This is a genomic window from Corallococcus sicarius, assembly GCF_003611735.1.
GTDB classification, from domain to species: Bacteria; Myxococcota; Myxococcia; order Myxococcales; family Myxococcaceae; genus Corallococcus; species Corallococcus sicarius.
Genome location: NZ_RAWG01000306.1, coordinates 1 through 11830, shown reverse-complemented (window position 1 = coordinate 11830; position 11830 = coordinate 1). Strand labels below are relative to the sequence as shown.

The window sequence follows — 11830 nt, the reverse complement described above, 5'->3', positions numbered from 1 at the left end:
CCCCCCGCATCGCGGTCATCCTCCCCTGCTTCAACGAGGCGCCCGCCATCGCCGGGACGCTGCGCGCCTTCGCCGACGCGCTGCCCGGCGCGACGCTCTACGTCTACGACAACGCCTCCACGGACGACACGGCCCGGGTGGCGCGTGACGCGGGCGCCGTGGTGCGCGGCGAGCCCCGGCGCGGCAAGGGCAATGCGCTGCGCCGCGCCTTCGCCGACGTGGAGGCCGACATCTACGTCGTGGCCGACGGCGACGGCACCTACGACGCGGGCGCCGTGGAGGAGATGATCCGCCTGCTGCGCGAGGAGTCGCTGGACATGGTGGTGGGCACGCGGGTGCACACCGAACAGGAGGCGTACCGGGCGGGCCATGTCGCCGGGAACTGGCTGTTCAACCAGGTGGTGGCCAACCTCTTCGACAAGGGGCTGTCGGACATCTTCTCCGGCTACCGCGTCCTGTCGCGGCGCTTCGTCAAGTCGTTCCCCGGCATGTCCGAGGGCTTCGAAATCGAAGCGGAGATGAGCATCCACGCCCTGCAGCTGCGCATGCCCGTCAAGGAGGTGCCCACGCGCTACTCCAAGCGCGCCGCGGGCACGCACAGCAAGCTGAACACCTGGCGCGACGGCTCGCGCATCCTCCAGCACATCCTGCGGTTGCAGCGGCTCTTGCGGCCCCGCCAGTTCTTCGGCCTCATCGCCGTCGCCGTCATCACCGCCGCGGTGCTCCTGTCCATCCCCGTCTTCCTCCAGTACTTCGAGACGGGCCAGGTGCTGCGCTTCCCCACCGCCATCCTCTGCACGGGCATGGTGCTGCTGGGCGCGCTGTCGGGGCTCGTGGGGCTGCTGCTGGAGAGCACCAGCCAGCTGGGCCTGGAGGCGAAGCGCCTGAGCTACCTGGCCGTGCCGGCGCTCCCGCCGCCGGAGCGCGCCGACACGGTGGTGCTCACGCCCGGGGCGTCGGCTCGTCCAGCTCGTCCGTGAGGCCGTGCTTCGCCAGCCGGTAGCGGAACGAGCGGAAGGACAGGCCCAGCAGCTCCGCGGCGCGCGTCTTCACCCCTTGCGCCTGCTTGAGCGCGGCCAACAGGTGACGGCGCTCGTTGTCGTCCAGGTGCCGCTCCAGGTTGAAGCCCGGCCCCAGCACCGGCTCTCCGCCCTCGCTCGTGCGGGCCGTGGGCTCCGCCTCGCCGCGCACCGAGGGCGGCAGCGTCGCGGGGCCCAGCATGTCCGAGTCCGACAGCGTCGCCGCGCGCTCTACCATGTTCTGCAGCTGGCGCACGTTGCCCGGAAAGGCGTAGCGCTCCATCAGCGTCAGCGTCTCCGGCGCGAAGCGCAGGCTGGGCCGCCCCAGCTCCTCCGCCAGCCGCGACAGGAAGAACCCCGCCAGGTGCGGGATGTCCTCCGGCCGCTCGCGCAGCGGGGGCAATTCCAGCGTGATGACGTTGAGCCGGTAGAAGAGGTCCTCGCGGAAGCGGCCCGCCTTCACCTCCGCCTCCAGCCGGCGGTTGGTGGCGGCGATGACGCGCGCGTGGAAGGGGATCTCCGCCGCGCTGCCCACGGGCTTCACCTTGCGCTCCTGCAACACGCGCAACAGCTTCACCTGCGTGGACAGGGGCATCTCCCCCACCTCGTCCAGCATCACCGTGCCCTCGCCCGCGGACAGCAAGAGCCCCTGCCGCTCGTGCGTGGCGCCGGTGAAGGAGCCGCGCATGTGGCCGAACAGCTCGCTCTCCAGCACGCCCTCGTTGAGGGCCGCGCAGTTGAAGGGCATGAAGGGCTGCGCGGCGCGGTGCCCGCTCAGGTGGATGGCGCGCGCCACCAACTCCTTGCCGGTGCCGCTCTCCCCCGTCACCAGCACCGTGCTGCGCCCCGGGGCCACCTTCTCCACCAGCTGCCACAGCGAGCGCATGCGGGGGCTGTTGCCCACCAGCAGCCCGCCCAGGCCGGGCAACAGCCGCGCCTTCAGCGTGCTGTTCTCCTGGCGCAGCGCGCGCTTCTCCAGCGCCTTGTGCACCAGCAGCCGCAGCTCCTCGTTGTCGAAGGGCTTGCAGATGTAGTCGTACGCGCCCTCGCGCATCGCCTCCACCGCGGAGGTCGGCGTGCCGAACGCGGTGATGAGCACCACCTCCGGCGGCTCCTTGCGCGAGCGCGCCGCCCGCAGCACGTCCAGGCCGCTGCCGCCGGGGCCCAGCTTCATGTCGGAGATGACCAGGTCCACCGGGTTCTTCGCCAGCACGTCGCAGGCGGCCGCCACCGCGGGCACGCTCGTCACGGCGTAGCCTTCGCGCACGAGCAATATCTCCAGGTACTCGCGCATGGACAGCTCGTCGTCCACCACCAGCACGTGGCCGCGCGGGCCGCCGTCATGGGCCGGGGGCGTCACAGCGGCAACCCCACCAGGAACTCGGTGCCTTCGGACGGGTGCGACGTCACGCGGATGGTGCCCCCGTGCCCGCGGATGATGGAGTGCGCGGTGGACAGCCCCAGCCCGGTGCCGCCGTTGCGGGTGGTGAAGAACGGCTCGAACAGGTGTCCCATCATCTCCTCCGTGATGCTGCCGGCCGAGTCCCACACGCGAATCTGCGCTTCTCCGTCCACGCGCGCCAGGGCCACCCGCACCGTCCCCTTGGGCCCCGCCGCCTGACAACCGTTGCGCACCAGGTTGATGAGCACCTGGCGGAGCTGATCCGGATCCACCGGCGCCACCAGGGCCTCTGGCGCCTGGACCTCCAGCTGCACCTCGCGCGACAGGGGGTCCACGCGCAGCATGTCCACCGTCTCCACGAGGAGTGCGTCCAGCGCGACCGGCTGGCGCTGGGGCTCCGGCGGCCGGGCGAAGCGCAGGAAGTCCTCCACCAGCCGCGCCAGCCGGTCCGACTCGCGCATGAGGATGCCGGTGAGCTTCTGCGCCACCGCGTCGTGCGTCTTGTCCTGGGCGAGCAGCTGCGCGGAGCCCCGCATGGAGGCCAACGGGTTGCGCAGCTCGTGCGCCAGCTGCGCGGACAGGGCGCCCAGGCTCGCCAGCCGGTCCGTGCGCTTCAGGTCCTCCTCCATGCGCCGCAGCTCGGTGAGGTCCTGGAAGACGATGAGCAGCGCGCCCGCCTCACCCTCCAGCGGCGACACCGACAGGCCCAGCACCCGCTTGCCGCCGGGCGTCTGCACCGGCAGCTCCCCCCGGACGAAGCGGGGCGCCATCGCGGACACGCCCGGCAGGAGCTTCTCCAGGGGCTGCCCCACGCACGCGAGGGCGTCCGTCTGGAGGATGCCGCTGCCCGCGGTGTTGAGGAAGGTGACGCGCCGCCCGATGTCGCAGGTGACGAGCCCCGACGGCATGGAGGACAGGATGAGCTGCTGCAGCCGCCCCAGCCGGCGCAGGTCCGCCTCGCTCTGCGACAGCGCGCCGCCCGCGGCGGACAGCTGGCGCGACAGGTAGCCCGACAAGACGGCGATGAGCCCCAGCGCCAGCGCGTTGCTGCCCAGCACGAAGAGCACCCGCGCGGGCGGCTCCACGACGTCGTCCAGGGGCGTGGTGAGCCGGATGATGAGCAGCAGCGCGGTGAACGCGAACGTGGAGACGGCCGCGGCGACGAGCGCGCCCCGCCAGTCCAGCACCACCGCGGCGCCAATCACGGCCAGGCTGTAGAGGAACGTGAGCGGCGACTCCGCCCCTCCGCTCAGGTACACCAGCCCGGAGGCGATGAGCACGTCGCCCACCACCTGCACCGTGGCGTCCAGACGGCCCGCGGTGCCCCGGCGCAGGCGCAGGCCCGTCACCACCGTGAGGAGGTAGGCGCCCGCGATGACCGCGAACGACAGCGAGTCCGCGCGGCTGGGCTCCTGCGCGGGCTGGGTCATCAACCGCACGACGGTCACGACGAGCGAGAGGCTCGTCGCCACGGTGCGGAACAACACCAGCCATACCAGGCGCGAGCGCAGCCCCGGGGCCACGTCTCGCGCCGGACGTCCTGCGGCGGCGTTACTTGATTGCGCCGGCAAGCGAGAAGATGGGCAGGTACATGGCGATGAGGAAGCCACCGACCACGCCACCGAGGAACACCATCAGCAGGGGTTCGATCATCGACGTGAGCGCGCCAATGGCCGCGTCCACCTCGTCGTCGTAGAAGTCGGCGATCTTGTTGAGCATGGTGTCCATGGCGCCCGTCGCTTCACCGACGCCAATCATCTGCACCACCATGGACGGGAACACCTTGGTCTCCAGCAGCGGACCCGCGATGTTCTTGCCCTCGGAGATCTTCCCGCGCACGTAGTAGATGGCCTCTTCCACCGTGCGGTTGCCGGCCGTCTTCGCCGTCACGTCCAGCGCGTCCAGGATGGGCACACCGGAGGAGATCATCGTGCCCAGCGTGCGCGTGAAGCGCGCCACCGCCACCTTGCGCAGCACGTCTCCGAACAGGGGCAGCTTGAGGAACGTCTTGTCCCAGAACTTGCGGCCCTTGGGCTGGCGGTAGGTCCAGGTGAAGCCGAAGACGAGCGCCGCGATGCCCACCACGGTGTGGAGGAAGTACGCCTGGGCGAACTTCGACATGTCCACGACGACCTGCGTGGGGCCCGGCAGCTCCGAGCCGAAGTCCGCGAACATCTTCTCGAAGACGGGCGTCACCTTGAGCAGCAGGAGCGCCGTCACGCCAATGGCCACCAGGATGACCACCGACGGGTAGGTCATGGCGCCCTTGACCTTGGACTTGAGCTTCTCGTTCTTCTCACGGTAGGCGGCGAGCCGGTTGAGGATGGTGTCGAGGATACCGCCCACCTCGCCCGCGGCGCACAGCTGGACGTAGAGCTCGTCGAAGACCTTGGGGTGCTCCTTCAGCGCGTCCGCGAAGGTGCTGCCCTGCTCCACCTTGCCCTTGATGGCGAACACCACCTTCTTGAAGGCGGGGTTGTCCATCTGGCTGGCGAGGATGTCCAGACACTGCACCAGGGGCAGGCCCGCGTCGATCATCGTCGCGAACTGCCGGGTGAAGATGAGGATGTCCTTGCCGGTGACGCCTCCGACGCCCGGCAGCGACAGCTCCATGTCGAAGGAGCTCTTCTTGCGGACCTTGGTCGGGTTGAGGCCGAGGGACTTGAGGCGCGCGTTGACCGCCTCGATGTCCATCGCCTCCATCTCGCCCTTCTTGTTCTCCCCGCTCTTGGTCTTGGCCTCCCAGAGGAACTGGGCCGTATTCTTCTTGGATGCTGTCGCCTTCTGCTGGACCGCTGGTGCTGCCATACCTGGACCTCCGGGGAGGGCGCCGAGTCTAAACCATGAAATTCACGCCGGAAAACTAACGGGCACCCGCTCCCCCGGCCGGCCGCTGGGCGCCGCCCTGGCCCGCCCCCGTGGCGAGGATGTTGCGCAGCTCTTCCGGGTCGGAGGAACGGCCGAACGCCTCGTCCTGGTTGATGAGGCGACGCGCCAGAAGGGCGGCCAGCGCCTGGTTGAACGTCTGCATGCCGTACTTCGCCTGGCCGACCTGCATGGAGGAGTAGATCTGGTGGACCTTGTCCTCGCGGATGAGGTTCCGGATGGCGGGGTTGGGCACCATGACCTCCAGCGCCAGCACGCGGCCCGGGCCGCCCGCCTTGGCCACGAGCGCCTGGCTCATCACGCCCTCCAGCACGAAGGAGAGCTGCGCGCGCACCTGCGGCTGCTGGTACGGCGGGAACACGTCCAGCACGCGGTTGATGGTCTGCACCGCGCTGTTGGTGTGCAGCGTCGCGTAGCAGATGTGGCCCGTCTCCGCGATGGTGAGCGCCGCTTCGATGGTCTCCAGGTCGCGCAACTCACCCACCAGCACCACGTCCGGGTCCTGGCGGAGGATGTACTTGAGGGCCGTCTTGAAGTTGCGCGTGTCCGCGCCCACCTCGCGCTGGTTCACAAGGCAGTTCTTGTGAGGGTGCAGGTACTCGATGGGGTCCTCGATGGTCATGATGTGCTCATGACGCTCGGTGTTGATCTTGTCGATCATCGAGGCCAGCGTGGTGGACTTGCCGGAGCCCGTGGGGCCCGTCACCAGGATGAGGCCGCGCGGCTTCTTCACCAGCTCCGCCACCACCGGCGGCAGGCCCAGCTCCTGGAACGTCAGGATCTTGAACGGAATGGTGCGGAAGGCGCCGGCCACGGCGCCGCGCTGCATGAAGATGTTCGCGCGGAAGCGTGACAGCCCCTTCACGCCGAACGACAGGTCCAGCTCGTTCTCCTCCTCGAACTTGTGCTTCTGCGCGTCCGTGAGGATGGAGTAGCAGAGCTGCTTCGTCTCCACGGGGGTGAGCGGCGCCGTCTTGAGCGGGACGAGTTCACCGTCCACGCGGAGCTGCGGCGGCGAGCCGGTGGTGATGTGGAGGTCGGAAGAGCCCTTCTCGACCATCGCCTTGAGGAGCTGGTGCAGGTTGGCCACGGATGCGTGTCCTGTCGGGGGAAGAAGTGAAGAAGTGCCTTAGAAGCGGTCCGGCGCGGTGTTGCCCACGACCTCTTCGAGCGTCGTCATGCCGTCCATGAGCTTGCGCAGCGCGCTCATGCGAAGGCTGCTCATGCCCAGCCGGATGGCCTCCTGCTTGAGCTCGGCGGCGCTGCCGCCGTTGATGACCAGCTCCTTGAGGCCGTCCCAGAAGGGCATGACCTCGTAGATGGCCACGCGGCCGCGGTAGCCGCGGTCGTTGCAGTCGCGGCAGCCGACCTTCTCGTACATCGTGAAGGTGCCCATCTTGTCCGGCGGGATGCCCGCGTCGATGAGGGCCTGCTCGTCCACCTTCTCCGCGGGGCGCTTGCACGCGGGGCACAGCCGGCGCGCCAGACGCTGGGCGAGGATGAGGTTGAGCGACGCCGTCACGAGGAACGGCTCGATGCCCATGTTCAGCAGACGGCTGACGGTGCCGGGGGCGTCGTTGGTGTGCAGCGTGGAGAGCACGAGGTGGCCGGTGAGCGCGGCCTTGACGCCGATCTCCGCCGTCTCGAAGTCGCGGATCTCACCGATCATGATGATGTCCGGGTCCTGGCGGAGGAACGAGCGCAGGCCGGCGGCGAAGTTCAGGCCGATGTCCTCATGCATCTGCACCTGGTTGATGCCGGCGAAGTTGAATTCGACCGGGTCCTCGGCGGTGCAGATGTTGGTGCCCACGTCGTTGAGGCTGGCGAGCGCGGAGTAGAGCGTCGTCGTCTTGCCGGAGCCCGTGGGGCCCGTCACCAGCACCATGCCGTAGGGCCGGTCGATGGCTTCCTTGAACCAGGCCAGGGGCGTCGCGTCGAAGCCCAGCTTGGTCATGTCGAGCTGCAGGTTGCTCTTGTCGAGCAAGCGCATCACGACCTTCTCGCCGAAGAGCGTGGGGCACACGCTCACGCGGAAGTCCATCTCCTTGCCGCCGCCAATCTTGATCTTGATGCGGCCGTCCTGCGGCAGGCGGCGCTCGGAGATGTCGAGCGAGGCCATGATCTTCAGACGGCTGGTGATGGCGTTGCGCAGCTTCATGGGCGGGCGCATCACCTCGTACATCACGCCGTCGATCCGGAAGCGGACCCGGAAGTCCTTCTCGTACGGTTCGATGTGGATGTCGGACGCGCGCTTCTTGATGGCGTCCATGAGGATGAGGTTCACCAGTTTGACGACCGGCGCGTCGTCCGCGGCCTTGGCCATCTCGTCCAGGTTCTCCTGCTCGTCCTTGGCGACCTCGATGTCGTCGCCCACGTCGCCGACGATGTCCTCCATCGAGGGGCCCTTTTCGGCGTAGTAGCGCTCGATGGCCTCGCGGATGGAGATCTCCGAGGCGACGACGGCCTCGATGTTGTAGCCGGTGAGGAACTTCAGGTCGTCCACCGCGAAGATGTTGGACGGGTCGCACATGGCCACGATGAGCGACGGGCCCGCGCGGTTGACCGGGATCACCAGGTGCTTCTCGGCCACTTCCTTGGGCACGAGCTTGATGATGTCCGGATCAATGTCGAAGTCCTTCAGGTTGATGGCGGGCACGCCGTACTGCTTCGACAGGAAGTCGGTGAGCTTCGACTCCTCGATGGCGCCCGTCTTGATGAGGGCGGTGCCAATGCGTGCGCCGCTCTTCTGCTGCTCCTCCTGCGCCTTGCGGAGTTGCTGGACGGAGATGAGGTTCTCGCGCACCAGCAATTCACCGAGTCGACCGGACATTTCTGGGATGCCTCTTTGAGCGTGAGGAGGGGACAGCCAGACCCCCGGCCACTCAGCGGGGACCTTGTGGGGGATGGGGGGCGTGCGACAGGGGCCTGACGCCCTGGCACGGATCCTCCTGGATTAGAGGAAACCGATGCGCGGCCTGTCAAGGCGCCCTCGCGTGCCCCCTTGCTGTCCACCCCCGCCCCCGCGTGCTTCGCGTCCTTCGCGTCCTTCAGAGAGGAACGCGTCCGGCGTGGCGGAAAAGGCGGCCTACCCGTCGTCGCGGGCCACCACGGTGCGGGCGGCCTCCACGTCGCGCTTGATTTGACCCACCAGCTCCGCGGCGGAGCCGAAGCGCTGCTCGGGCCGCAGGCGCTCCAGGAACTGCACCCGCAGCTCCTGGCCATAGAGGTCGCCGGAGAAGTCCAGGAGGTGCGCCTCGATGGTGACCTCCGTGCCGCCGAAGGTGGGCTTCACGCCGATGTTGGCCGCGCCCGGCCTCCACGCGCCGCCCTCCCCTTCCGCCTTCAGGCGCGCGCGGATGGCATACACGCCGGGTGCGGGCCGCAGCTCGTTCTGGGTGTCCACGTTGGCGGTGGGAAAGCCGATGGTGCGCCCCCGCCCCGCTCCTGCCACCACGGTGCCATCCAGGTCGAACGGGCGGCCGAGCAGGCGCCTGGCCGCGCTCACGCGCCCCTCCAGGATGTACTCGCGGATGCGCGACGAGGACGCGACGACGCCGTCCACGTGCACGGGCTGCACGACGTGGACGTGGGCGCCCCGCTTCGCCGCGGCCTCGCGCAGGGTGGTGACGGTGCCCGCGCGCGCGGCGCCGTAGGTGAAGTCGCTGCCCACCACGAGGTGGCCCGCGCCCAGGACGTCCAGCAGCGCGGCCTCGAAATCCGAAGGCGTGGTGCGCGCGTACTCGCGGGTGAAGGGCTGGACCACCACGTGGGTGAGGCCGCAGGCGGCGAGCAGCTCCAGCTTGCGCGGCAGGAGGGTGATGAGCTTGGGCGCGAGTTCTGGCTGGAGCACCTTGCCCGGGTGGGGCTGGAAGGTGAGCGCGGCGGCGGGGGCATGGCGCATGGCTTCCGCGAAGAGGGCCTGGTGGCCCACATGCACGCCGTCGAAGTTGCCCAGCGCGACGGCCTGCCCCTGGAGCTGGCCGCCTGCCTCGGAGACGGACTGGAAGACCTTCATGGCCCTTCCCTATACCACCGTGCGCGCTTTTGCCCTGGCCAACCCACGCGGCTCCATGGTTAGAGGCGCCCGCTCCCGCCATGCGCCCTGCCCTGCTCCCCGAACCGGTCGGCCTCAAGTTCGTCCCCCTGGAAACGCCCCCGGACTGGGACGCGGAGTTCGGCTTCACGGGCCCGCTGGAGCTGGAGATCGGCTCCGGCGCGGGCGGACACGCGCTGGAGTACTGCCGCCGCAACCCGGGCGTGCGCTTCGTGGCCTTCGAGTGGCGCAAGAAGTACGCGCGCGACACCCAGATGCGCGGGGAGAAGCTGGGCCTGAAGAACCTGCGCGTCATCGAATCCGACGCGCGCTTCGTGGTGCCGCGCATCTTCGCCCCCGGGACGCTGGACGGCATCCACCTCCAGTTCCCGGATCCCTGGTGGAAGCGCTCGCACGCCAAGCGGGCGGTGGTGCAGCCGGACTTCGCGAAGCTGATGCTGGGGCTGCTCAAGCCCGGCGGCCGCTTCGACATGCGCACCGACGTGCAGGACCGCGGCGTGGCCATGCTCCGCATCCTGGAGGAGGCGGGCTTCCACAACCCGCTGGGCGAGGGCGTCTTCCATCCGTACGACCCCGAAGAAGTTCCCTCCACCCGCGAGCGGCGCTACCTGGCGTCCGGCGAGCCCGTCTACCGCGCCCGCCTGGTGAAGCCCGCACCGTAGACCGGTCAACGTCCGCAGGGAGGACACCCCCCGCGACCCTTGGCAGCGCCCGTCTCACCGGGTGAGAATTGCAAGACAGGTGTCCCCTGTACGCGGGGACACTTGCGATGTGGGCGACGACCGTATCCAGGGGGCGGGCAGCGCATGCCGGAGGCCGAGAGGAAGAGGACGCTGGAGGTCGCCCGGAGGAGCGGGCCCGCGAACGACTTCTCCGGCCGCACCGTGCTCATCGTGGACGATGATCCGGCCCAGGTGCGGCACGTGCGCGAGGGGCTGGCGCCGCACGGCTACGTGTTCCGCGAGGCGCTGGACGGCACGCAGGCGCTGTCCGCCATCCGCGCGGGGCGGCCGGACCTCATCGTGATGGACGTGGAGATGCCGGGGCTGGGCGGCGTGGAGGTGTGCCGCATCGTCAAGGCGAACGCCACGGAGAGCGGCTTCGGCTTCATCCCCGTCATCCTGATGACGGCCCGGCAGGCGGCGGGCAAGGTGGAGGGGCTGGAGCTGGGGGCGGACGACTACCTGGTGAAGCCCTTCGACATGCTGGAGTTGGGCGCGCGCGTGAAGTCGATGCTGCGGCTCAAGGCGCTGCAGGACGCGCTGGTGGAGAAGAACCGGGAGCTGGAGTGGGCCAACCGGGAGCTGGACCGGCGGCGTCAGGAGTTGCTGGAGCTCAGCCGCACCGACGCGCTCACCGGCCTGTTCAACCGGCGCTACTTCGAGGAGCGGCTGAACGAGGAGTTCATGCGCTCGCGCAGGTACCGCTCGCCCCTGTCGCTGGTGATGCTGGACATCGACCACTTCAAGCGCATCAACGACTCCTTCGGGCACCCCTTCGGGGACGAGGTGCTGCGCGCGGTGGCCCAGACGGCGCGCGCGACGCTGCGGGAGGTGGACCTGCTGGCCCGCTATGGCGGCGAGGAGTTCATCGCGCTCCTGCCGGAGGCCGCCCCCCAGGACGCGCTCCGGGCGTGCGAGCGGGTGCGGGAGGCCATCGAGAAGCTGGAGCTGTCCTGGCAGGGACCGGGCGGCGTGGCCCAGGCGGTGAAGCTGACGGCGTCGCTGGGGGTCGCGACGGTGCCCTCGGACGACCTGCAGGGCACGGAGGCGCTGCTGCGCGCGGCGGATGTGAGCCTCTATTCGGCCAAGGGCACGGGCCGCAACCGGGTGCACCAGCACGCGGCTTGACGCACCTCGCGCTTCCCCACGGAGGCGGATTGACCTAAACCGAGGGTCCATGCGCCCGCTCGCGATGACGACCTGGCTGCTGTTCGCCCTCTTGGCCCTGGGCGGCTGCAACCGTCTCCAGCCGGACTCCCCGGTGGGGGCCTACCAGACCTTCCACCGGCACGTGCAGCGCGGCGAGCTGTCCAAGGCCTACGCGGGGCTTTCCCAACCCACCCAGCAGGTCCTCAAGACCCGGGCCCAGCAGGTAAGCGACGCCTCGGGCGGCATGGTAAAGCCGGAGCCCCTGGCGCTGTTCTTCGCGAATGTCCCCGTGCCTCCCGATGTTCAGGAAGTCGCGCTGCTCCGCCAGGAGGGCGACGAGGCGACCGTGGTCGTGCGCTCGGCGGGAAGGTCGGGCGAGGTCCGGATGGTGAGGGAACCGTCCGGATGGAAGGTGGACTTTTCAGCATCCCCCCAGCCGTGAGCCCGGGCATGCCCGGACCCCGCGCATCAGGTAACGTACAACCGTGAACGACAGGAAGACACGGCGGGTGGTGATCCCCGCAGTCGAAGTCATCCGGCGTCCGGGCACGACGCCCGGCACTGGCCCGGTGACTCCGTCCTCGGCCTCCCCGACCCC

10 protein-coding genes are annotated in these 11830 nt (G+C 69.4%); 4 read left to right on the top strand and 6 right to left on the bottom strand.

Annotated elements, in window-relative coordinates:
* Nucleotides 1-980, top strand: a 980-nt coding sequence (locus D7X12_RS33225) for a glycosyltransferase (RefSeq protein WP_120629240.1), incomplete at its 5' end; no start/stop codon positions are given.
* Here the strand turns inward: D7X12_RS33225 and D7X12_RS33220 are convergent.
* From D7X12_RS33220 to D7X12_RS33195, 6 genes are all read right to left on the bottom strand, one after another.
* Entirely contained in the window at nt 943-2379 is a 1437-nt protein-coding gene (locus D7X12_RS33220; protein WP_439329409.1) for a sigma-54-dependent transcriptional regulator, read from the bottom strand. The two genes, D7X12_RS33225 and D7X12_RS33220, sit on opposite strands and share 38 nt — an antisense overlap.
* Complete coding sequence (locus tag D7X12_RS33215; protein WP_244224931.1) at nt 2376-3944, bottom strand: two-component system sensor histidine kinase NtrB; 1569 nt, start codon at nt 3942-3944, stop codon at nt 2376-2378. Before D7X12_RS33215 ends, D7X12_RS33220 begins: the two co-directional genes overlap by 4 nt.
* Nucleotides 3945-3972: 28 nt before the next feature.
* Nucleotides 3973-5229 (bottom strand): type IV pilus assembly protein PilC, encoded by a 1257-nt coding sequence (gene pilC, locus D7X12_RS33210; protein ID WP_120629239.1) that lies wholly within the window; start codon nt 5227-5229, stop codon nt 3973-3975.
* 55 nt (nt 5230-5284) lie between these two features.
* Nucleotides 5285-6397, bottom strand: a complete 1113-nt coding sequence (locus tag D7X12_RS33205) for a type IV pilus twitching motility protein PilT (RefSeq protein ID WP_120629238.1) — start codon at nt 6395-6397, stop codon at nt 5285-5287.
* Between the two features lie 39 nt (nt 6398-6436).
* Nucleotides 6437-8137 (bottom strand): type IV-A pilus assembly ATPase PilB, encoded by a 1701-nt coding sequence (gene pilB / locus D7X12_RS33200; RefSeq protein WP_120629237.1) that lies wholly within the window; start codon nt 8135-8137, stop codon nt 6437-6439.
* A gap of 255 nt (nt 8138-8392) precedes the next feature.
* The gene (locus D7X12_RS33195) at nt 8393-9322 is read right to left on the bottom strand and encodes a bifunctional riboflavin kinase/FAD synthetase (RefSeq protein WP_120629236.1); all 930 of its coding nucleotides are present in this window, start codon (nt 9320-9322) and stop codon (nt 8393-8395) included.
* 80 nt (nt 9323-9402) lie between these two features.
* Here D7X12_RS33195 and trmB point away from each other — a divergent pair, with 80 nt between their 5' ends.
* The 3 genes from trmB (at nt 9403) to D7X12_RS33180 (ending at nt 11674) form a co-directional block, all read left to right on the top strand.
* Complete coding sequence (trmB, locus tag D7X12_RS33190; protein WP_120629235.1) at nt 9403-10023, top strand: tRNA (guanine(46)-N(7))-methyltransferase TrmB; 621 nt, start codon at nt 9403-9405, stop codon at nt 10021-10023.
* A gap of 144 nt (nt 10024-10167) precedes the next feature.
* Nucleotides 10168-11211 carry a diguanylate cyclase gene (locus D7X12_RS33185; RefSeq protein WP_120629234.1) on the top strand — a complete coding sequence of 348 codons (1044 nt, stop codon included), beginning with the start codon at nt 10168-10170 and terminating at the stop codon, nt 11209-11211.
* A gap of 49 nt (nt 11212-11260) precedes the next feature.
* Complete coding sequence (locus D7X12_RS33180) at nt 11261-11674, top strand: hypothetical protein (protein WP_120629233.1); 414 nt, start codon at nt 11261-11263, stop codon at nt 11672-11674.
* The last annotated feature ends 156 nt before the right edge of the window (nt 11675-11830 follow it).